Annotated in this window: 21 protein-coding genes; 10 read left to right on the forward strand and 11 right to left on the reverse strand. The window is 68.8% G+C overall.

Features of this window, described 5'->3' with window-relative positions:
* Positions 1-58: 58 nt before the first annotated feature.
* The 3 genes from JDV09_RS15590 to JDV09_RS15600 all read left to right on the forward strand — a co-directional run bounded on the left by JDV09_RS15590 (position 59) and on the right by JDV09_RS15600 (position 1,931).
* Positions 59-481 (forward strand): DUF4307 domain-containing protein, encoded by a 423-nt coding sequence (locus JDV09_RS15590; protein WP_221370040.1) that lies wholly within the window; start codon positions 59-61, stop codon positions 479-481.
* A 230-nt stretch (positions 482-711) separates the two neighbouring features.
* Positions 712-1,206, forward strand: a complete 495-nt coding sequence (gene greA / locus JDV09_RS15595; RefSeq protein ID WP_221370041.1) for a transcription elongation factor GreA — start codon at positions 712-714, stop codon at positions 1,204-1,206.
* Between the two features lie 53 nt (positions 1,207-1,259).
* On the forward strand, positions 1,260-1,931 hold the full coding sequence (locus JDV09_RS15600; RefSeq protein ID WP_221370042.1) for a GOLPH3/VPS74 family protein: 672 nt from the start codon (positions 1,260-1,262) through the stop codon (positions 1,929-1,931).
* Here the strand turns inward: JDV09_RS15600 and JDV09_RS15605 are convergent.
* From JDV09_RS15605 to JDV09_RS15625, 5 genes are all read right to left on the reverse strand, one after another.
* Positions 1,919-3,109 carry a cystathionine gamma-synthase gene (locus JDV09_RS15605; protein ID WP_221370043.1) on the reverse strand — a complete coding sequence of 397 codons (1,191 nt, stop codon included), beginning with the start codon at positions 3,107-3,109 and terminating at the stop codon, positions 1,919-1,921. The genes JDV09_RS15600 and JDV09_RS15605 overlap by 13 nt on opposite strands.
* A 76-nt stretch (positions 3,110-3,185) precedes the next feature.
* Entirely contained in the window at positions 3,186-3,911 is a 726-nt protein-coding gene (locus JDV09_RS15610) for an Rv1078 family RDD domain-containing protein (protein WP_221370044.1), read from the reverse strand.
* 27 nt (positions 3,912-3,938) lie between these two features.
* A complete protein-coding gene (locus JDV09_RS15615; protein WP_221370045.1) occupies positions 3,939-4,538 on the reverse strand; it encodes an Rv1078 family RDD domain-containing protein in 600 nt (199 codons plus the stop codon).
* A gap of 131 nt (positions 4,539-4,669) precedes the next feature.
* Positions 4,670-6,064, reverse strand: a complete 1,395-nt coding sequence (locus JDV09_RS15620; RefSeq protein WP_221370046.1) for a cystathionine beta-synthase — start codon at positions 6,062-6,064, stop codon at positions 4,670-4,672.
* Positions 6,065-6,093: 29 nt separating this feature from the next.
* Positions 6,094-7,164, reverse strand: a complete 1,071-nt coding sequence (locus JDV09_RS15625) for an alpha/beta hydrolase fold domain-containing protein (RefSeq protein ID WP_221370047.1) — start codon at positions 7,162-7,164, stop codon at positions 6,094-6,096.
* A gap of 203 nt (positions 7,165-7,367) precedes the next feature.
* Here JDV09_RS15625 and JDV09_RS15630 point away from each other — a divergent pair, with 203 nt between their 5' ends.
* Together JDV09_RS15630 and JDV09_RS15635 are read left to right on the forward strand one after the other, a co-directional pair.
* The gene (locus JDV09_RS15630) at positions 7,368-8,381 is read left to right on the forward strand and encodes an SGNH/GDSL hydrolase family protein (protein WP_221370077.1); all 1,014 of its coding nucleotides are present in this window, start codon (positions 7,368-7,370) and stop codon (positions 8,379-8,381) included.
* 40 nt (positions 8,382-8,421) lie between these two features.
* Entirely contained in the window at positions 8,422-9,639 is a 1,218-nt protein-coding gene (locus JDV09_RS15635; RefSeq protein WP_221370048.1) for an acetyl-CoA C-acetyltransferase, read from the forward strand.
* Positions 9,640-9,776: 137 nt separating this feature from the next.
* Here JDV09_RS15635 and JDV09_RS15640 read toward each other — a convergent pair whose 3' ends face one another.
* Positions 9,777-10,634 carry a Bax inhibitor-1/YccA family protein gene (locus JDV09_RS15640; RefSeq protein ID WP_221370049.1) on the reverse strand — a complete coding sequence of 286 codons (858 nt, stop codon included), beginning with the start codon at positions 10,632-10,634 and terminating at the stop codon, positions 9,777-9,779.
* A 158-nt stretch (positions 10,635-10,792) separates the two neighbouring features.
* Between JDV09_RS15640 and JDV09_RS15645 the strand changes: the two genes are divergently transcribed.
* From JDV09_RS15645 to JDV09_RS15665, 5 genes are all read left to right on the forward strand, one after another.
* Positions 10,793-11,830: an enoyl-CoA hydratase/isomerase family protein gene (locus tag JDV09_RS15645; protein WP_221370050.1), complete on the forward strand. Its 1,038-nt coding sequence runs from the start codon at positions 10,793-10,795 to the stop codon at positions 11,828-11,830.
* Positions 11,831-11,940: 110 nt separating this feature from the next.
* Positions 11,941-12,717, forward strand: a complete 777-nt coding sequence (locus tag JDV09_RS15650) for an enoyl-CoA hydratase (protein ID WP_221370051.1) — start codon at positions 11,941-11,943, stop codon at positions 12,715-12,717.
* Between the two features lie 9 nt (positions 12,718-12,726).
* Positions 12,727-14,460: an alpha/beta hydrolase gene (locus JDV09_RS15655; RefSeq protein ID WP_221370052.1), complete on the forward strand. Its 1,734-nt coding sequence runs from the start codon at positions 12,727-12,729 to the stop codon at positions 14,458-14,460.
* Between the two features lie 67 nt (positions 14,461-14,527).
* Complete coding sequence (gene lpqV, locus JDV09_RS15660; protein ID WP_221370053.1) at positions 14,528-14,962, forward strand: lipoprotein LpqV; 435 nt, start codon at positions 14,528-14,530, stop codon at positions 14,960-14,962.
* Between the two features lie 52 nt (positions 14,963-15,014).
* Positions 15,015-15,977 carry a patatin-like phospholipase family protein gene (locus JDV09_RS15665; RefSeq protein WP_221370054.1) on the forward strand — a complete coding sequence of 321 codons (963 nt, stop codon included), beginning with the start codon at positions 15,015-15,017 and terminating at the stop codon, positions 15,975-15,977.
* A gap of 11 nt (positions 15,978-15,988) precedes the next feature.
* On the opposite strand, the gene JDV09_RS15670 is transcribed toward JDV09_RS15665, so the two are convergent.
* Genes JDV09_RS15670 through JDV09_RS15690 form a run of 5 tightly spaced genes read right to left on the reverse strand, consistent with a single transcriptional unit; the run spans position 15,989 to position 20,012 of the window.
* Positions 15,989-16,843, reverse strand: a complete 855-nt coding sequence (locus JDV09_RS15670) for a patatin-like phospholipase family protein (protein ID WP_221370078.1) — start codon at positions 16,841-16,843, stop codon at positions 15,989-15,991.
* Positions 16,844-16,851: 8 nt separating this feature from the next.
* The gene (locus JDV09_RS15675; protein WP_308124141.1) at positions 16,852-17,565 is read right to left on the reverse strand and encodes a dienelactone hydrolase family protein; all 714 of its coding nucleotides are present in this window, start codon (positions 17,563-17,565) and stop codon (positions 16,852-16,854) included.
* Positions 17,566-17,598: 33 nt separating this feature from the next.
* Positions 17,599-18,459 carry a class II glutamine amidotransferase gene (locus JDV09_RS15680; protein ID WP_221370055.1) on the reverse strand — a complete coding sequence of 287 codons (861 nt, stop codon included), beginning with the start codon at positions 18,457-18,459 and terminating at the stop codon, positions 17,599-17,601.
* Entirely contained in the window at positions 18,459-18,932 is a 474-nt protein-coding gene (locus JDV09_RS15685; RefSeq protein ID WP_221370056.1) for an SRPBCC family protein, read from the reverse strand. The genes JDV09_RS15680 and JDV09_RS15685 overlap by 1 nt, the downstream gene beginning before the upstream one ends.
* Before the next feature lie 18 nt (positions 18,933-18,950).
* Complete coding sequence (locus JDV09_RS15690; RefSeq protein WP_221370057.1) at positions 18,951-20,012, reverse strand: NAD(P)H-dependent amine dehydrogenase family protein; 1,062 nt, start codon at positions 20,010-20,012, stop codon at positions 18,951-18,953.
* Between the last annotated feature and the right edge of the window lie 140 nt (positions 20,013-20,152).

The following is a 20,152-nucleotide window of genomic DNA, read 5'->3' on the forward strand; positions in this document are numbered from 1 at the left end:
CTGGCCTTATAGTTCCAGTCCTAGTACACCCATCCGACCGACGGGCATGCAAAACGAGATGATCCAGCGTCCCGCCGACCGTTACGGCCGGCAGCGGCTCAACCGGCGCAATCGCCGCTGGATCGTCGTCGGGTTGGCGGCGCTCGTGCTGACGGCGGGGGTGGCGATCGCCGCCGTGGCCTTCACCCGGTTGAACTCGGCCGGGGTGTCCGGGGAACTGGGCGGATACCGGCTGATCGACGACCACACCGTCGAGGTGACCGTCAGCGTCACCCGCGACGACCCGTCGCAGCCCGCGGTCTGCATCGTCCGGGCCCGGTCCTACGACGGTAGCGAGACCGGGCGCCGCGAGGTGTTGGTACCGCCGTCGGCGGCGACGACCGTGCAGGTCACAGCCATCGTCAAGACCAGCCGGCCAGCCGTCATGGGAGACGTGTACGGTTGCGGAAACGACGTGCCCGGCTACCTGGTACCCGCATAACAGCAGGATCCGCAACAAACACCAAAGAGCCAAACCGTGAAAATCCGGTATCCCCCCGGTGCTATCATGGATCGATACACGGTTCCTGCTGGAGCCGTGTATTGCTGCATTTGGTGCTCGGATCGAGCGTGTGCGAGAGCGGCAATACACGAACGACAGCTCCCGGCTCCGTGTCCAGTGACCTGCTAAAGCGACAAGCGCGGAAGTAACGACGACAGGAGCGCGACGACATGACCGACACCCAGGTGACCTGGCTGACGGAAGAGGCCTATGACCGGCTCAAGGCCGAACTTGACCACCTGATCTCCAACCGGCCGGTCATCGCCGCCGAGATCAACGACCGCCGCGAAGAAGGCGACCTGCGCGAGAACGGCGGCTATCACGCCGCCCGCGAGGAGCAGGGCCAGCAGGAGGCCCGTATCCGTCAGCTGCAGGAGCTGCTCAACAACGCCAAGGTCGGCGAGGCCCCCAAGCAGTCCGGTGTGGCACTGCCCGGCTCGGTCGTCAAGGTCTACTACGACGACGACAAGGACGACACCGAGACGTTCCTGATCGCCACCCGCCAGGAGGGGGTCAGCGACGGCAAGCTCGAGGTGTATTCGCCGAACTCTCCGCTGGGCGGCGCCCTGATCGACGCCAAGGTCGGCGAGTCGCGGTCCTACACCGTGCCCAGCGGCGGCACCGTCACGGTGACCCTGGTCAGCGCGGAGCCTTACCACAGCTGAGCTGGGCCGAACCGGTCGAGCTCACCGGCAGCCCCCCGGTTACCCTCCAGCGCATGGCGCAGATCGCCGAGGACTTGTTTCTACTGCTGCTGGACAACGCCTCCGGGCAACCGGGGCTGGACAACCCCCGGCGCGGTCACGTTCTCGCGGCGGCCACGCTGCTCGATCTGGCACACGCCCAGCGGATCCGCCCGGCGGTCGACGGCGAGCCGGTGCCCGCGGGCCGGCTGATCGCGCTGGCCGCGCCGGCACCGCTGGATCCCGTCACCGGTCCCGCCTTCGAGCTGGTGCAGCACAGCGCACTGCGTCCGCGGTCCGCGATCAAGCGGCTCAGTCGGCACGCCGAGGACCGCCTCGTCGAGCAGCTCGCGCTGACCGGGCAGATTCAACGGATCTCATTGCGGCCCAAGGGATTTCGGAAGACGTACCGCTACCCGTTGACCACCCGCGACCGAGTGGGGCCGGCCCGGGCCATGCTGCTGTCCGCGTTGTTCGACCGCACTCCGCCCGCGCCCGCGACGGCGGCGGCCATCACCCTGCTGCACGCGGTGGACGGCCTGGGCGCGCTGCTCAGCCTCAACGATCGCGGCTGGCGGTGGGTACACGGCCGGGCCGGTGAGATCGCCGCGGGAAGCTGGGTGGACGAATCGCCCACCGGCCTGGCCGAGGTGAACCTGGCCGTCACCGCCTCGGCCATCCGTCGGGCACTGGCTCAGCTGGCGTGATCCACCGCGGCCAGCGCCTGCTCGACGTCTCCGAGCAGGTCCCCGACATCCTCGATACCGACCGACAGCCGGACCAGGTCGTCGGGTACCTCCAGTTGTGATCCCGCGGTGGACGCGTGCGTCATCGCACCCGGGTACTCGATCAGCGACTCCACCCCGCCCAGCGACTCGGCCAAGATGAAAACTTCTGTGCGAGCGCAGAAGTCGTAGGCCGCCTTGGGCCCGCCGCGCAGCCGGGCCGACACCATCCCGCCGAACCCACTCATCTGCCGCGCGGCCACCTCGTGGTTCGGGTGGCCGGGCAGGCCCGGATACCGCACCGACGCGATCGCGGGATGCCCCTCGAGGAACTCCGCGATCACCGCGGCGTTGTCGCTGTGCCGCTGCATCCGCAGCGGCAGCGTCTTGAGCCCGCGCATGGTCAGGTAGGCGTCGAACGGCCCCGGCACCGCACCCGCGCCGTTCTGCAGGAACGCGAACGCGTCGTCGAGTTCCTCGTGGTTGGTCAGCAGGGCACCGCCGACCACATCGGAGTGCCCGCCGATGTACTTGGTGGTCGAATGCAGCACGATGTCGGCGCCCAGCAGCAGCGGCTGTTGCAGCGCCGGCGAGGCGAACGTGTTGTCCACCAACACCTTCACCTTCGTCTCGGCGGCGAGCTCGCAGATGGCCGGGATGTCGGCGATCGACAGCATCGGGTTGGTCGGCGTCTCCACCCAGATCAGCTTGGTGCGGTCGGTGACCGCGGCGCGCACCGCGTCGAGGTCCGACAGCGCCACCGCGGTGTAGCCGATCCCCCACTGGGTGAACACCTTGTCGATCAGCCGGAAAGTGCCACCGTAGGCGTCGTCGGGGATCACCAGGTGATCACCCGGGCGCAGCACGGCCCGCAGCGCACAGTCGGTCGCGGCCATCCCGGAGCTGAACGCCCGGGCGAAGGACGCGAACTCCACCGCGGCCAGCGAGGATTCCAGCGCCGAGCGGGTCGGGTTGCCGGTGCGCGCGTACTCGAACCCGCCACGCAGCCCGCCCACCCCGTCCTGGGCGAATGTCGAGCTGGCATAGATCGGGGCGTTGACCACGCCGGTGGCGGGATCGGGCCGAAAGCCGGCGTGGATGGCCCTGGTGGCTGGACCATACGTCCGGTAGTGGTCGGCCGCGCTGCGCTTCTCACTCATGGTCGATCAGGGTAGCCCTGCGACGAGAAGAGAGGCGCCGACGGGGTGCCGGCGCCTCTCGTCCGTAGACCTGCTGTCAGTACTGCGTCGGGGGCGGGACCGGCGGCAGCGGCTGCGGGTTCAGCGGCACGCACACCGTGGTCATGATCTTGTCGGCCAGGGTCTGACGCTTGGCGTCCCACAGCGGGAACAGGTAGCCGATGTAGCAGATGATCGCGTCCACGAAGTGCGCGATCTGTCGCACCACCGACATCCCGAAACCGATCGGCTGCCAGGTCTTCTCGCTGACGACCTTGAACTTCATCACCGACTTGCCGATGCTCGAGCCCGTGGTGCCCTGCCGGTAGCCGTAGTTCCAGATGACGAAGGCCAAGGCCAGCACCGAACCCAGGAACGAGATGATCGCGCCGATCGCCGAGTAGCTCGACGTGCACGACACCCCGCCGCCGTAGGTGACGCAGTCGTTGTCACCGGTGGCCACCCCGATGCCCTGCGCGATGCCGACGATCACCATCACCGGGATGGAATCGATGATCCAGGCCAGGACGCGAGTGAACCACGACGTGTAGGCCTCCTTGGGCAGTGCGGGCCCCGGCCCCGAAGGCGGGAAGCCGCCCGACTGCTGGGGTGGGAAGCCGCCCGACTGCGAAGGCGGGGGCGGATAGCCACCGGGCGGCGGGGGCGGAGGGTAGCCCCCCGGCGGGGGCGGCGGGTAGCCGCCCTGCGGCGGCGGGTATCCGCCCGGCGGCGGGTATCCCCCGGGAGGCGGGTATCCCTCGGGAGGCGGCGGGTTCTCGGTCATCGAATCTCCTTGGAATCGGTAGGCGTTTCAGAGCGGAACACAAACCGTCGACAGGATCTTGTCGACGAGGGTCTGACGCTTGGCGTCCCACAGTGGGAACAGCACAGCGATGAGCCACGGCAACCCGCAGGCGCCGTTGAACACCAGATAGATCAGCTCGCGTACCAGCGACATGCCGAAACCGATTGGCTTACCGGTCTTTTCGCTGATGAGCCGGAACTTCATGATCGACTTTCCGACGCTGCATCCGGTCACGCCCTGGCGATACCCGAGGTTCCACACCAGGTATACCAGCGCCAGCACCGGGAAGATGAACAGCGCCGAGACCTGCCCGATCGTCGACGAGCCGGTGGCGCAGAACTCACCGAGGTCGTACTCGGAGATGTCGGTGACACAAGCTGTCTCGCGGGTGGCCCACAGCACCGCCAACCCGATCCCGACGATCAGATAGAACGGGACGTAGTCGATCAGCCAGGCGAACACCCGGCTCAGCCACGGCGTGTAGGCCTCGGACGGAAGCGCCGGCGGTCCCGGCGGCGGGGCCGGATAGCCGCCCAACGACGGCGGAGGCGGATAACCACCCGGCGGCGGGGGGAAGTACCCCGACGGTGGCGGCTGATCGGTCATCTACGCCTTCCGGTGACATGGACGAGCGTGCTAAACCCTACCTGAGATGAGGCTGAGAACAGCGGTTTCCGCGGTCGAGTCGATCATGACGGCAGGGTGTCCGGGCGGCGGCCCGGGAAACCCGCCCGACGTCACCGCCTGCCGCTGCCCTCGGACAGGAATCCCAGCAGGTCGTGGCGGGTGATGACACCCACCGGCTTGCCCTCCTCGACCACCATCACCGCGTCGCTGTCGCGCAGTGTCTTGGCGGCGGCGCTGACCAGTTCACCCGCGCCGATCAGCGGCAGCGGCGGGCCCATATGGTCGGCCACGGCGTCGGCGAGCTTGGCCCGGCCCTCGAACACCGCCGAGAGCAGGTCGCGTTCGGACACGCTGCCCGCCACCTCGCCCGCCATCACCGGTGGCTCGGCGCCGACGACCGGCATCTGCGACACCCCGTATTCCCGCAGGATGCCGATCGCATCGCGCACCGTCTCGGACGGATGGGTGTGCACCAGGTCGGGCAACTCACCGGACTTGCCGCGCAGTACGTCGCCGACGGTCGACTCCTCCACGCTGCCATCCAGCCGGCTGCGCAGGAAGCCGTACGACGACATCCACGAATCGTTGAAGATCTTCGAGAGGTAGCCCCGCCCGCCGTCGGGCAGCAGCACGACGACCAGCGCGTCGGGGCCGGCCCGCTCGGCCACCTGGATCGCCGCGACGGTGGCCATCCCGCAGGAACCGCCGACCAGCAGCGCCTCTTCGCGGGCCAGTCGCCGGGTCATGTCGAACGAGTCCGCATCCGAGACCGCGATGATCTCGTCGGGCACCGACGGGTCGTAGGCCGACGGCCAGAAGTCCTCACCGACCCCCTCCACCAGGTAGGGCCGGCCGGTCCCACCCGAGTACACCGAGCCCTCGGGGTCCACGCCGACGACCTGAACCCGTCCGCCGGAGACCTCCTTGAGGTAGCGGCCGGTTCCGGTGATGGTTCCTCCGGTGCCCACGCCGGCGACGAAGTGGGTGATCTTGCCGTCGGTGTCGGCCCAGATCTCCGGTCCGGTCGTCTCGTAGTGGCTGGCCGGGCCCATCGGGTTGGAGTACTGGTCGGGTTTCCAGGCGCCGTCGATCTCCTCGACGAGCCGGTTGGACACGCTGTAATAGCTGTCCGGATGATCCGGCGGCACCGCGGTCGGGCAGACCACCACGTCGGCGCCGTACGCCCGCAGCACGTTCTGTTTGTCCTCGCTGACCTTGTCCGGGCACACGAAGATGCACTTGTAGCCACGCTGCTGGGCGACCAGCGCCAGCCCCACCCCGGTGTTGCCCGAGGTCGGTTCGACGATGGTGCCGCCCGGACGCAGTTGCCCGCCGGCCTCGGCGGCGTCGATCATCTTGACCGCGATACGGTCCTTGGCGCTGGCGCCCGGGTTGAGGTATTCGATCTTGGCCGCGACCACCCCGGCGCCCGGGGGGACGACCGAGTTCAGCTGCACCAGTGGGGTGTTGCCGATGAGCTCACTGACGTGCCGGGCAATCCGCATGGGTCCATCGTCTCAGGCCCGGCCGGCGGCTACCAGGTGGCCTCGCGGATGTACTCGCCGATCTGCTTGATCGACCGATTCGCTTCCGAGACCGCCGGCGCCCCCAGCTGGAAGACATGCATCTGACCAGGCCAGATCCGCACCTCGACGGGCACCCCGGCCGCGGCCAGCCGGCGGGCGGCCTTGCGTGCGTCGCTGAGCAGCACCTCCGATCCCGAAACGTGGATCAGCGTGCGCGGCAGACCGGGCTCGATGTGGTCGATCGGCTCGTAGATCTCTTCGGGCTCACCGTCGACGATGTGCCGCTCGGCCGCCTCCCGGATCAGCTCGACCAGTGCGTGGAAGGCCCTGGGCGGGAACATCGCGTCGGTGCGGGCGTTGGGGTGATCCGCACGCGCCTCGTTGTCGATCTCGAACAGCGGAGACATCGTGACGATGGCCGCCGGAGTTTCCCCCTCGTACCCGTCGATGCCCTCGGCGACCAGGCGTTCGGCCAGCGCCAGCGCAAGATATCCGCCGGCCGAGTCGCCGGCCAGCACGATCTGGTCGGGCTCGTAACCGGTCTCCCGCAGCCACCTGTAGGCGTCGAAACAGTCGTCGAGCGCGGTGCCGACCGAATGCCCCGGAACCATCCGGTAGTTCACCACCAGAACCGGACTGTCGGCGCTCTTGCTCAGGGCGGCCACCAGCCGACCGTGGGTATTCACCCCGCAGGTCAGGAAGGCTCCGCCGTGCAGGTAGAGGACCACACTGCGGTTGCCGTCGGCGGGCAGCACCCCGGCGGCGCGGACCAGCTGGGCGGTGCAGTGCGGCAACCCGATGGTGGCGCGCACGGTGCCGGGTGGCGGTCGCATGATCCGCGCGGCGAAATCGACAAGACCCCAGGGCCACGGGAGCCGGGGAGCGTAGCTGCCGATGGTCAGAGTCGGCTTGATCGTCAGCATGGCGGCCAGACCCATCAGCCGGCCCGCGACGCTCGGCCCGTCCTCGACGACTTCTACGGGTGCCCCGTCGCTGACCGGGAACCGGCGCGACTTATGCGCCCTAGCTGCCCCGATGCCCGCCCGTGCAGAGCTGGGAACCTTACTCGGTGCCGTCATCGCCACCACTTCCTACACCGTTGTAGCGCCATGGATAAGCCGGGTTACACAGACGAGCTCGTGACTTAGCTTGTCACCTGTAACCATTATCACAATCGATAAAACGCTTTTGATACCGGAGTTGATACCGCAACGTGATCGCCGATCTGCATCGCGTTCAGACCAATGCCTCCGTCGCGCTCTAAACTCGACCCGTGGGCATCATCGGTATGCGTGCACCGCGTCGGTCGACTCTCGCGTTTGCGGCGGCCGCCACGCTCGCATCCACGGGATCGGCCTACCTCGGGGCGCGCAACCTGCTCAGCGGGCAGGCTGACCAGGCACGTCAGGTCATCCCGAAGTCCTGGGACGTCCCGCCCCGCGCCGACGGCGTCTACTCACCCGGCGGCGGTCCGGTCGAACGCTGGTCACGTGGTGTGCCGTTCGACGTCCACCTGATGATCTTCGGGGATTCCACCGCAACGGGCTACGGGTGCACCAGCGCCGACGAGGTACCCGGCGTTCTGGTGGCCAGGGGATTGGCCGAGGAATCCGGCAAGCGGATCCGGCTGAGCACCAAGGCGATCGTGGGCGCGACGTCCAAGGGGCTGTCCGGGCAGATCGACGCGATGTTCGTCGCCGGGCCGCCCCCGGACGCCGCGGTCATCATGATCGGCGCCAACGACATCACCAAACCCAACGGCATCGGCCCGTCGGCGCGCCGGGTGGGCCGTGCCGTGGACCGGCTGCGCGCCAGCGGCGCCGCCGTGGTCGTCGGCACCTGCCCGGATTTCGGCGTGATCACCGCCATCCCGCAGCCGCTGCGGTGGGTGGCGCGTAGTCGTGGTTTGCGGCTGGCACGGGCTCAGGCGTCCGCCGTGCGGGCCGCCGGCGGTGTCCCGGTGCCGTTCTCCGACCTGCTGGCACCGCACTTCTACCAGGCCCCCGAGCTACTGTTCTCCCCGGACATGTTCCACCCGTCCGCGGCGGGCTACGAGTTGGCCGCCAAGCAGTTGCTGCCCGCGCTGTACACCGCGCTGGGCGACTCGGTCGCCGGCACACCGCCGGAGGCGGCCCTGAAGTCCCGGACGGCCGACAGCGCATCGCTGCTGTCCTGGATCGGTGGGGTCAGCCGGCTGTGGCGCCGCTCGACCGGGGTGCCCGCACCTGTGCTCGGTGGGGTCCCCGGACTGGTGCACGGTGGGGTCCCCGACCCGGACGTGGTGCCCGCGGGCTAGGTTCGATCTTGGATTCGTCCCGCCGATTCAAGGAGCCGTCATGCCCGAAGCCGTCATCGTCGCCACCGCCCGCTCCCCGATCGGCCGCGCCGGCAAGGGATCACTGGTGTCGATGCGCCCCGACGACCTCGCCACGCAGATGGTCAAGGCCGCACTGGACAAGGTGCCCGCCCTGGCTCCCCGCGAGATCGACGACCTGATGATGGGCTGCGCGCAGCCTGCCGGCGAGGCCGGCTACAACATCGCCCGCGCGGTCGCAGTGGAGTTGGGCTACGACTTCCTGCCCGGAACCACGGTGAACCGGTACTGCTCGTCGTCGCTGCAGACCACCCGGATGGCGTTTCACGCGATCAAGGCCGGCGAGGGCAGCGCGTTCATCTCCGCGGGCGTGGAGACGGTGTCGCGATTCGGCAAGGGTGCTGCCGACGGGGCACCGGATTCGAAGAACCCGGTCTTCGCCGACGCGCAGGCGCGCACCGAGCAGGCCGCCGCCGGGGCGACCGAGTGGCACGACCCGCGCGAGGACGGGCTGATTCCCGACGTCTACATGGCGATGGGACAGACCGCCGAGAACGTGGCGGCGTTCACCGGCATCAGCCGAGAGGACCAGGACCACTGGGGTGTGCGCTCGCAGAACCGCGCCGAGGAGGCCATCAAGAGCGGTTTCTTCGAGCGCGAGATCGTCCCGGTGACGCTGCCGGACGGCACGGTCGTCTCGACCGACGACGGACCGCGCGCCGGAACCACCTACGAGAAGATCAGCCAGCTCAAGCCGGTGTTCCGGCCGAACGGCACGATCACGGCCGGCAACGCGTGCCCGCTCAACGACGGCGCCGCGGCGGTGGTCATCATGAGCGACACGAAGGCCGCGGAGCTGGGCCTGACACCGCTGGCGCGCATCGTGTCGACCGGGGTCAGCGGCCTGTCGCCGGAGATCATGGGACTGGGCCCGATCGAGGCCGTCAAGAAGGCGCTGGCGAACGCCAACATGTCGATCGGCGACATCGATCTGTACGAGATCAACGAGGCGTTCGCGGTGCAGGTGATTGGCTCGGCCCGCGAGCTGGGGATGGACGAGGACAAGCTCAACGTCTCCGGCGGGGCCATCGCGCTGGGCCACCCGTTCGGCATGACCGGCGCGCGGATCACCGCCACGCTGCTCAACAACCTCACCACCCACGACAAGACGTTCGGCATCGAGACCATGTGCGTCGGCGGCGGCCAGGGCATGGCGATGGTGCTGGAGCGGCTCTCCTGATCCTCGTTGAGACTGCGCCAGCGGCGAGGAAGTGCGAGGAGCCGCCGCCGCTGGCGCAGTCTCAACGCGTACGGAGGCACGAAAAACACGAAAAAAGGGCGTCCACGCCGTGTGGACGCCCCTTCCTCGTGTCGCTGCTAGTCGCTGTTGAAGTAGCTCAGCAGGCGCAGGATCTCGATGTAGAGCCAGACCAGGGTCACGGTCAGGCCCAGCGCGATGCCCCAGGCCGCCTTCTCCGGAGCCCCGGCACGGACCATCTGATCGGCGGCGTCGAAGTCGATCAGGAACGAGAACGCCGCGATGCCGATGACCACCAGCGAGAACACGATGGCCAGCGGGCCACCGCTACGCAGGCCGAAGCCCTCGCCGCCGCCGACTCCGAACAGCGCCAGCACCAGGTTCAGCAACATCAGCGCGAGTGCGCCGAACATGGCGGCGATGATGAACCGGGTGAACTTCGGGGTCACCCGGATGGCGCCGGTCTTGTAGACCACCAGCATTCCGAAGAAGACACCGATGGTGCCGACGATCGCCTGGGCGATCATTCCCGGACCACCGTTGGAGATCAGGTTGGCGAAGATGAAAGACGCCGCGCCGAGGAACAGACCCTCGAGCGCCGCGTAGCTCAAGACGATGGCCGGGTTGTCCTGCTTGCGGCCGAAGGTCGCGACGAGCACGAGCGCCAGACCACCGAAGGCGCCCACGAACGTGAACGGGGTGGCCAGGGCGAGGTTCTGATCGACCAGGAAGTAGGAGACGACGGCGACGGCGGTCAGCACGACCAGCGTGATGCCGGTCTTGGTGACCACGTCATCGATGGTCATGGGCCGCGAGACGCCCACCTGACGCTGATCCGGGTACTGCGCCCCGGCGTAGGGGTCGGCGTGTACCGCTTGTGCACCGTAGCCGGCGGCGGCTCCGGTACCGAACTGCGCGTATCCGCCCTGCTGCCCCTTGGGCAGCGAACGAAATACCGGGTTGCTGCTTTCGCGCACCGTCGGTTCCTTCCTGTGCTGTTGGTCCGATGACGAACACCCACTCAACGAATGGGTTGCCCGGTCAGTTCCCCGTCTCGATGTTCGATGTCCCAGGCACTTCACAGGAAACCTTACCCGGCGGGCCCGCAGCCGGGCGGACGATCTACATTGCACTCGTGGACGAAAACGAGGATGTCCTAGTAACCGTCGACGGTTCGGTCGGCCTGCTCACACTCAACCGCCCCAAGGCCATCAACTCGCTGACCCATCCCATGGTCGGGCGCCTCGCCGCGGCCCTGACGGCGTGGGAGAACGACGAGGCGATCTCGACCGTGTTGGTGCGCGGCGCCGGCGAGCGCGGGCTGTGCGCGGGCGGTGACGTGGTGGCGCTGTACCACAGCGCCAAGGCCGGCGGTGCCGAAGCACGGCGGTTCTGGTACGACGAATACCTCCTCAATGCCCACATCGGGCGCTATGGGAAGCCGTATGTCGCGCTGATGGACGGCATCACGATGGGCGGCGGCGTCGGAATAAGCGCGCACGGCAGCGTCCGCGTGGCCACCGACACCACCAAGATGGCGATGCCCGAGGTCGGTATCGGCTTCATCCCCGACGTCGGCGGCACCTTCATCCTGTCCCGCGCCCCAGGCCTGATCGGCGTGCACGCAGCGCTGAGCGGTGCCTCCTTCACCGGCGCCGACGCCATCGCGATGGGTTTCGCCGACCACTACGTACCGCACGACCGCCTGGGCGCATTCACCGCGGCGGTCATCGCCGACGGGGTCGATGCGGCACTGGCCGCCCACGCGCAGGAACCCCCGCCGAGTGCGCTGATGGCCGAGCGGGAATGGATCGACGACTGCTATGCACACGAGACCGTCGCCGACATCCTCGTGGCGCTGCGCGGCCACGGTGCCGGGCCGGCCCAGGATGCGGCCGACCTCATCGGTTCGCGCTCACCGGTGGCGCTGGCAGTGGCGCTGGAGGCGGTCCGCAGGGCCGGCCGGCTCGCCACGCTGGAAGACGTGCTGCGCCAGGAGTACCGCACGTCGTGTGCGTCGGTGCGCTCCCACGACTTCGTCGAGGGCATCCGGGCACAGCTCGTCGACAAGGATCGCAACCCGCAATGGTCGCCGGCGTCACTTGCGGCGGTCACCGAGGCCGACGTCGAAGCGTACTTCGCCCCGGCCGATCCCGATCTGACGTTCGGATGACGATCGACAAGGACCAAAAGGACCAATAGGACCAATAGGACCAATAGGACCAATAGGACCAATAGGACCAATAGGACCAATAGGACCAATAGGACCAAAAAGGAGAAGTCATGACGACCTTCGAGACGATCCTGGTGACCCGCGACGGACGGGTCGCGACCATCACGTTGAACCGGCCCAAGGCACTCAACGCGCTCAACAGCCAGGTGATGACCGAAATGACCACCGCGGCAGCCGAACTCGACAGCGACCCGGGCATCGGCGCGATCATCGTCACCGGCAACGAGAAGGCGTTCGCGGCGGGCGCCGACATCAAGGAGATGGCCGGCCTGTCGTTCGCCGACGTGTTCGCCGCCGACTTCTTCGCCGCCTGGGGCAGGTTCGCCGCGACCCGCACGCCGACGATCGCGGCGGTCGCCGGCTACGCGCTGGGCGGCGGCTGCGAGCTGGCGATGATGTGCGACATCCTGATCGCCGCGGACACCGCGAAGTTCGGCCAGCCCGAGATCAAGCTGGGGGTGCTGCCCGGCATGGGCGGTTCGCAGCGACTGACCCGCGCGATCGGCAAGGCCAAGGCGATGGACCTGATCCTGACCGGGCGCAACATGGGCGCCGAGGAGGCCGAGCGCGCCGGGCTGGTGTCGCGGGTGGTTCCCGCCGAGACGCTGCTCGACGAGGCCAACGCGGTCGCGACCACCATCGCGGGCATGTCGCTGTCGGCGTCACGGATGGCCAAGGAGGCCGTCGACCGGGCGTTCGAGACCACGCTGGCCGAGGGCCTGCTCTACGAGCGCCGGCTGTTCCATTCGGCGTTCGCGACCGACGACCAGACCGAGGGCATGGCGGCGTTCACCGAGAAGCGGGCCCCGAACTTCACGCACCGATAGGGTACTTGGGTGACCGAGACGGACGCCAAGACCGACGAAGCCCCCGCCGCGACCGAGGACACACCGGCTCCCCCGGCAACGACCGAAGACACCAAGGCCCCACCGGCACGGCCGCCGTGGTGGGAACGCCACTACACCTTCTTCGGCAGCGTCGTCGGTCTGGTGTTCGTCTGGTTGTCGCTGACACCGTCCCTGCTGCCGCGTGGTCCGCTGTTCCAGGGCCTGGTCAGCGGCGGCGCAGGCGCAGCGGGTTACATGCTCGGCGTGCTCGGGGTGTGGCTGGTGCGCTACATGCGTGGCAAGGACTCCAGCCCCCGGGCACCGAGATGGGCATGGCTGGTATTGCTGGCGGCCGGCCTCGTGAGCCTGGTCGGCATGCAGTTCTTCTTTCAGGACTGGCAGAACGACGTCCGGGATCTGATGGGGGTCCCGCACCTGCGGTGGTTCAACTACCCGCAGGCCGCGGTGCTGGCGCTGATCGTGGGATTCATCCTCGTCGAGATCGGGCAGCTGGTCCGCAGGCTGGTGCTGTTCCTGGTCCGCCAGCTGGAGCGGGTGGCACCGCGACGGGTCTCCGGTGTGGTCGCGGTCGGCGTGGTGCTGGCACTGTCGGTCGCGCTGCTCAACGGCGTGGTGGCCCGGGTCACGATGGACTGGCTCAACAGCACGTTCGCCGCGGTCAACAACGAGGATTCCCCGGACTCGCCGATGCCGACGACGAAGCTGCGCTCCGGAGGGCCCGAGTCCCTGGTGTCGTGGGCGTCGCTGGGCCACCAGGGCAGGATCTTCGTCGCCGGCGGGCCCACCGTGGACGACCTGACCGAGTTCAACGGCAAACCCGCGGTCGAGCCGATCCGGGTGTACGCGGGCAAGGACACCGGCAACGACATCCGGGAGACCGCGGAGATCGCCGCCCAGGAGTTGTTGCGCACCGGCGGGCTGGACCGTGAGGTGGTGGCCGTCGCCACCACCACCGGCACCGGCTGGATCAACGAGGCCGAGGCGTCGGCGCTGGAGTACATGTACAACGGCGACACCGCGATCGTGTCGATGCAGTACTCGTTCCTGCCGAGCTGGATCTCGTTCATCGTCGACAAGGAGAACGCACGCCAGGCGGGCCAGGCGCTTTTCGAGGCGGTCGACGCGCTGGTCAAGGAGATGCCGGAGGCGCAGCGGCCGAAGCTGGTGGTGTTCGGGGAGAGCCTCGGCTCGTTCGGCGGTGAGGCGCCGTTCCTGAGCCTGAACAACCTGGTGGCCAGGACCGACGGCGCGCTGTTCTCCGGGCCCACGTTCAACAACACCATCTGGACCGACCTGACCGCCAGCCGCGATCCGGGTTCGCCGATGTGGCTGCCGATCTACGACAAGGGCGAGAACGTGCGCTTCGTCGCACGCCCCGAAGACCTGAACCGGCCCGACGAGTCGTGGGGCACACCGCGGGTGGTCTACCTGCAGCACGCCTCCGATCCGATCGCCTGGTGGGCTCCCGATCTGCTGTTCCGCGAACCGGATTGGCTCAGGGAGCCGCGCGGCTACGACGTCTCGCCGCGGATGGGCTGGATGCCGGTGGTGACGTTCCTGCAGGTGTCGGCCGACATGGCCGTCGCGGTGGGCGTGCCCGACGGGCACGGCCACCGCTACGTCCAGGACGTCGTGAACGGTTGGGCCGCGGTGCTGCAGCCGCCGGGCTGGACGCCGGAGAAGACGGAGCGCCTGCGTCCGCTGATGCACGCCGACGGGTGATCCGGGCCCGTACTCCACGACCGGGTCACGTCGTTCACGGCGGACCGGTGTTGCATAGATTGGCCGCATGCGCAGGTACCCGCTTGGCGCCGTGAGCGCGCTGGCCGCAGGATCGGTGATCCTGTCCGGGTGCGGATCGGGCACCGCGCCGGAACCGGCACCCCAACGCTCCGCGTCGGCACCCGCCCCGACGATGGCGACGTCGACGTCGCTCCCCCCGGACGGCGTCGGTGTCTCCCCCGGAGGGGTCACGACCGCGGTCGGCGCGCCGGCGGAATCCACCGAGGATGACTACTTCCAAGCCTGCCTGGCTGCGAGAACCTGGATGGAGCAGCAGGGTGGTGACCTGGCCCGCCAGGTCGAGCCGTATCTGAAGATGCTGCAGGACAGTCAGAACGCCGGCCTCGGCACGTTCGGCAGACCGTGGTCGGGCCTGTCGGCCGGTGAGCAGTCCGCGGTCATCGTCGCGGTCCGGGCGGCCGCCGACGCGCTCTGCGGTTAGCGTCCCGGTCTTGCGGGCGCCGCGACACCGGCCAGGGCGCAGAATGAGAGCCATGCGGGTCGCACTGGCACTGGGCAGTGGCGGAGCGCGTGGCTACGCGCACATCGGCGTGATCAACGAGTTGCACGAGCGCGGCCACGAGATCGTCGGTATCGCCGGATCGTCGATGGGCGCCTTGGTGGGCGGCCTGGAGGCGGCCGGCAAGCTCGATGAATACACGCTGTGGGCAAGCTCTTTGACCCAGCGGGCGGTACTGCGACTGCTCGACCCGTCCATCGCGGCGGCCGGCGTGCTGCGCGCGGAGAAGATCCTCGAGGCGGTGCGCGAGATCCTCGGCGAGGTGACCATCGAGGAACTGCCGATGCCGTACACATCGGTGGCCACCGATCTGATCACCGGGAAGTCGGTGTGGATGCAGTGCGGTCCGGTCGATGACGCGATCCGGGCATCCATCGCCATCCCCGGCGTGATCACCCCGCACGTGCTCGACGGCCGCCTACTGGCCGACGGCGGCATCCTCGATCCGGTCCCGATGGCGCCCATCGCCGCGGTCAACGCCGACGCGACCATCGCGGTGAGTCTGTCCGGTGACGACCCCGAGGCCCACCGCGGCGAGCGCGAGGCCAGGCCCACCGCCGAATGGCTGAACCGGATGTGGCGCAGCACGTCGGCGCTGCTCGACACCAAGACCGCGAAGTCCCTGCTCGACAACCCGACCGGCCGTTCGGTGCTGGGCCGCTTCGTCGCCGCCGACGACGAACCCGCCGAAGAACCGAGTACACCCGCGGTGCCGAAGCTGGGCGGGTTCGAGGTGATGAACCGTGTCATCGACATCGCCCAGAGCGCGCTGGCGCGTCACACCCTGGCCGCCTACCCGCCGGACCTGCTGATCCACGTTCCGCGCACGGTGTGCCGCAGCCTGGACTTCCACCGGGCCGAGGAGGTCATCGAGATCGGCCAGGAACTCGCCAGCGCCGCACTGGACACGCTGGAACGCGCCGAGGCCGAAGCCTGAGCGGGCTTCGATCAGAGCCCGAGGAAGTCGGCCACCCGGGCGGACTCGCGGCGGCCCTGATCTCGGCCCGCGCGCGCCGCGGGCCCGCGGCAGGCCGGGTCCAGCAGATCGGGGCCGAACGCCGCCAGCGATTCGGCGTCGGCGAACACCGCCAGCGTGCTGCCCGGGAAGGCGTCGATCTCGGCCGCCACACCGGTCCCCCACGGCGACGCGGTGTGCACCCCGGCGGGCACCAACACGACGGCCGCACCGCAGTCGGTGACCGCCGCCATGTTCACCGTGCTGATCACCCCACCGTCGATGAACCGGTGCTCGCCGATCGTCACCGGCGGCCACACCCCCGGCACGGCGCAGCTGGCGGCCACCGCGTCGACCAGCGCGACACCCGACGCGTTGTGGAACACCACCAGCTCGCCGGTGGCGATGTCGACCCCGGTGACCCGCAGCTCGCGGCGCGGCCACTCATGCGACGGCAACCGGTGCTCGATCACCGCGCGACGCGCCGGTTCGGACACGGTGGCCGCTGCGACGGCTACCACCCCGATCTTCTGCAGCTTCTGTTCCCTGGTCGCCTCCGGGGGCAACATCGCTTCGAGGAACTTCCCGGCGATCTCATCGATGGACACCCCGGGGTTCATCTCATGAGCACCCTCTGCCGCAGAGAGCTGCCGGGCGAACAGCTCGTCGATCGGCAGCCCGCTGCTGATCTGGGCAGCGACCGTCGATCCCGCCGACGTCCCGAGCAATACCTCCGAATCGACCAACACGCGCAGGGCTTCGGGCGCCTCGTCACCGATTCCCGTCAGGACACCGGTCTCCCAGGCGATCCCGGCCAACCCCCCACCCCCGAGGACCAGGGCCCGCATGGTGGGCTTCACCGGCCGTCACCCAGGTGGGTTCCGAAGAATGCGAACACTCGCCGGTATGCGTCATCGGTGGCGTCCGCGTCCTGCCCGAATCCGGCGATACGCAGAATCGGTTGCGCAGGAGGGTCGTTGGCGAAGGAATGGCCGGCCTTCGGATAGACCTTGACATCATTGGCGATCCCCGCCCGATCCAACGTGCGCTGCAGCCGCGGGGCGTTGCCGATGTTCAGCGGATCCCGGCGGCCATAGCTGGCGACCACCGGGCAGGACTCGCCCTCGAGGAACGTGTAATCCCGCATTATCGACGGGTAGAACGGAGCTGAGACATCGAATCCCTTGGCGCCCATGACGAGAGCGAACCCTCCACCCATGCAGAACCCGGCGATGCCCACCCGGCCGGTGCAGTCGGCCCGGCCGGCCAGCACGCGACGCGCAGCATCGAGATCGTCGACGGCCTGGCCCGAGCGGCGGGCCATCGATCGCAATACCGCGCGCACACACCGCACGTAGGAACCGCGCGAGAACAGGTCGGGGGCCAGTGCCAGATAGCCGTTGTCGGCGAAGCGGGCGGTGTTGCGCCGGATGTCGTCACTGAGGCCGAAGCCGTCATGGACCACCACGACACCCGGCCACGGACCCGAGTCGTCGGGCACGGCCAGCGCCGCGGAGATCGTCCCGGTCGGTGTCGGGACCTCGATCGTCGTCACCCTGCTCTGCGGCACAGCCGCCTCCCTTCGTCGGACATCCCGCACCGGCTACCCCACCCTCTGACTGGCCGCCGCCGTTTCACCCAGGTCGGCCATCGTCAGGCGATGCCGCGGCGGCGGCAATTCGTCGGTGGACGAATCGATGGCCAGGTCCGGCCCGATGTGTACCAGTTCGCCGTCGCCGAGCGCCCGCCACGCCGGATCGTCGTCCATCCGTTCGGTCGCCAGCACCACCGACGGAGCGCCGGTCAGATTCGTGGATCGGGCACCGATCCTGTTGCTGTGCAGTTCGAATCGGGCATGCCGGGATGGTCGGCGACGATCGAGGACGAACAGATCGTGCGTGTCGGGATAGCGGAGCGCCCACATATCGGTCGCGGTGCACAACAGGATGTTCAGCGCGAACACCGGGATGTTCTCGGCGATCCAGCCGATCGCGTCGCGTAGTCCGGCGTCGACGTCGCCGCCCCTGGTGCGCACCGATGTGGTGATCAGCGCGAAGACCCGCTCCGAATCCGTCTGTCCGGCAACCAGACCCCGTGCGCCGAGGTCGGACAGTCGGGCGTCGAGGAGGTCGAGGCCCGTCACCACTCCGTTGTGCGCGAACAACCGGCCGTCCTGCAGGAACGGATGGGTGTTGGTGGCGCTCGGCGCGCCGGTCGACGCGTAGCGGACGTGGGCGAGGAACGTCGTGCCCGTCAGCTCCCTGGCCTCCCGGGCGAACGCGGCATCTTCCCACGCCGCGATCGGCTGCTTGTCCACCACCGGACGACCCTGCGGGTCGAAAACCCCGACGCCGGTGCCGTCGGGATTGCGGCGACTCTGCTCGGCAAGGCTGTCCGGCGCGTCGAGCAACCAGAAGGTCGCCGAAACCGCGGTACCGGCATGCAGGCCGAACAGCCGGCACATCAGCGCAGCAGCTCGACGGACAGTTGCTCGAGGCCCTGCCGGGCATAACCGCGCCACAACGCCTCGAACACCGGCAGCGCGGCCGACGCGAGACCCGACCTCGGATGGACGGTCCAGCGCCAGGTCACCGACGTGCCGGTTCCGACCGGCTCGAACAGCCAGCGGCCGTCGATGTGATCGACCAACGGGGCTAGCGGGCCGGCGATGTCGGTGAGGGTGTAGCCGAAGGAGTTCGGCGGATCCACCACGGTCAGCTCCTCCCGCATGCTGCCGGCGCCGACCTGCTCGACGGTGCGGGTCTGCCCCACCGCCGCCCAGTCGCCGGTCTGATCACGCACCGCCCTCACCGGGGCGATGGGCCCATACCAGCGGCAGAAGATCGTCGGCAGCGGTATCGGCAGGGTGCGCGCGAAGGCGGTGTCGACGTCGACCGGGATCGCGCGGGACTGCTCCATGACACGGGGTCGGGGCATAAGGCGATGGTAGCTTCGTCAGCCGCCGGCCCGTCCCTTGCCCGGCGCTGCCTTCCCGCTGATCAGCGGCAGGTCCAGATAGGTGGCGATGCCGGGCGCCGCCGCACACACCGCGGGCACCGAGTTGACGCAGTGCGCGGCGGTGCCGACCACGCCGGACTCCGGCCCCTCCCCACCCACCTCGGACTGGAATCCCTTGACCGACACGGTGAAATCCGGGTTGCCGCGGACCTCCATCTCGTAGCGCTGCCCCGCCGGACCGAACGACCACGCGGGGTCGAGACCGTCCTCGCCCATCAACCAGTTCACCGTCACCCGCACCACCGGCTCGCCGTCGACCAGCGCCTCCCAGTGGAACTTGCGACCGGCCACCTGCCCGGGCTCGATGGGGCCCATCGGCGAATCGATGACCGCGGTGGCGACGGCCACCTCCTGCGTCGCACGCACCTTAGGGTCGGCGGCGAACCCCAACTGGTCGACGCACATCCGCACGGCCTGGATGAACCCGGCGTCGAGCATCTTCTGCATCGGCCCGGTCAACGCCCTGTCCGGCGTCTCACCGAACCCCATCACATGGCGCAGCACGTCGGGCGCGTGGTAGGTGCGCAGATCGGAGAACTCCTCGGCGCGCACGAACGTGACCCCGGTCGACATCGCCGAGAGCATCAGCGGGAACTTCTCACTGATCCCGCCGGGCGCGATACCGGTGCCGTGCAGTGTGGCGTTGCCCGCCAGCGCCGCCTCCCGCAACGGGGCGCCACTGCGCTCGCTGGGGTAGAGCCACCCCACCGGGGTCACGACGTTCTTGCCCGACCGCAGCAGCGCCACCACCTCGTCTTGAACACCCATCAGCGGCGTGTAGATCACCGCGTCCGCCTCCAGCGCCAGAATCTCGTCCACGCTGCCGGTGGCGGCCACACCCAGCGGTTCGGTGCCGACGAGTTCTCCCACGTCGCGGCCGGCCTTGGCCGGGGAGTGCACCCAGCAGCCGACCAGTTCGAGGTCCGGATGCTCCAGCAGCCCTTTGACGGCGGCCACGCCCACGCCTCCGGTCGCCCACTGCACGACCCGCAACGTCATGTCCTCATCCTCCCGGGGCCGAACTGGAACATGTTCTACCCACATGTACACCAGCGTCGGGCCGGTGCGACGTCAAAACCGTCAACCGGTTGGTGGTGTACGAAGGCGCGCGCCCCATTAGGGTGTGTTCGCGGTAGAAA

The organism is Mycolicibacterium xanthum, from assembly GCF_019710635.1.
GTDB lineage: Bacteria > Actinomycetota > Actinomycetes > Mycobacteriales > Mycobacteriaceae > Mycobacterium > Mycobacterium xanthum.

Excerpts from the sequence above, each read along its gene's own strand:
- JDV09_RS15590 (WP_221370040.1), top strand. The coding sequence starts at position 59 with ATGATCCAGCGTCCCGCCGACCGTTACGGCCGGCAGCGGCTCAACCGG.
- greA (WP_221370041.1), top strand. The coding sequence starts at position 712 with ATGACCGACACCCAGGTGACCTGGCTGACGGAAGAGGCCTATGACCGG.
- JDV09_RS15600 (WP_221370042.1), top strand. The coding sequence starts at position 1,260 with ATGGCGCAGATCGCCGAGGACTTGTTTCTACTGCTGCTGGACAACGCC.
- JDV09_RS15605 (WP_221370043.1), bottom strand. The coding sequence starts at position 3,109 with ATGAGTGAGAAGCGCAGCGCGGCCGACCACTACCGGACGTATGGTCCA.
- JDV09_RS15610 (WP_221370044.1), bottom strand. The coding sequence starts at position 3,911 with ATGACCGAGAACCCGCCGCCTCCCGAGGGATACCCGCCTCCCGGGGGA.
- JDV09_RS15615 (WP_221370045.1), bottom strand. The coding sequence starts at position 4,538 with ATGACCGATCAGCCGCCACCGTCGGGGTACTTCCCCCCGCCGCCGGGT.
- JDV09_RS15620 (WP_221370046.1), bottom strand. The coding sequence starts at position 6,064 with ATGCGGATTGCCCGGCACGTCAGTGAGCTCATCGGCAACACCCCACTG.
- JDV09_RS15625 (WP_221370047.1), bottom strand. The coding sequence starts at position 7,164 with ATGACGGCACCGAGTAAGGTTCCCAGCTCTGCACGGGCGGGCATCGGG.
- JDV09_RS15635 (WP_221370048.1), top strand. The coding sequence starts at position 8,422 with ATGCCCGAAGCCGTCATCGTCGCCACCGCCCGCTCCCCGATCGGCCGC.
- JDV09_RS15650 (WP_221370051.1), top strand. The coding sequence starts at position 11,941 with ATGACGACCTTCGAGACGATCCTGGTGACCCGCGACGGACGGGTCGCG.
- lpqV (WP_221370053.1), top strand. The coding sequence starts at position 14,528 with ATGCGCAGGTACCCGCTTGGCGCCGTGAGCGCGCTGGCCGCAGGATCG.
- JDV09_RS15665 (WP_221370054.1), top strand. The coding sequence starts at position 15,015 with ATGCGGGTCGCACTGGCACTGGGCAGTGGCGGAGCGCGTGGCTACGCG.
- JDV09_RS15670 (WP_221370078.1), bottom strand. The coding sequence starts at position 16,843 with ATGCGGGCCCTGGTCCTCGGGGGTGGGGGGTTGGCCGGGATCGCCTGG.
- JDV09_RS15680 (WP_221370055.1), bottom strand. The coding sequence starts at position 18,459 with ATGTGCCGGCTGTTCGGCCTGCATGCCGGTACCGCGGTTTCGGCGACC.
- JDV09_RS15685 (WP_221370056.1), bottom strand. The coding sequence starts at position 18,932 with ATGCCCCGACCCCGTGTCATGGAGCAGTCCCGCGCGATCCCGGTCGAC.
- JDV09_RS15690 (WP_221370057.1), bottom strand. The coding sequence starts at position 20,012 with ATGACGTTGCGGGTCGTGCAGTGGGCGACCGGAGGCGTGGGCGTGGCC.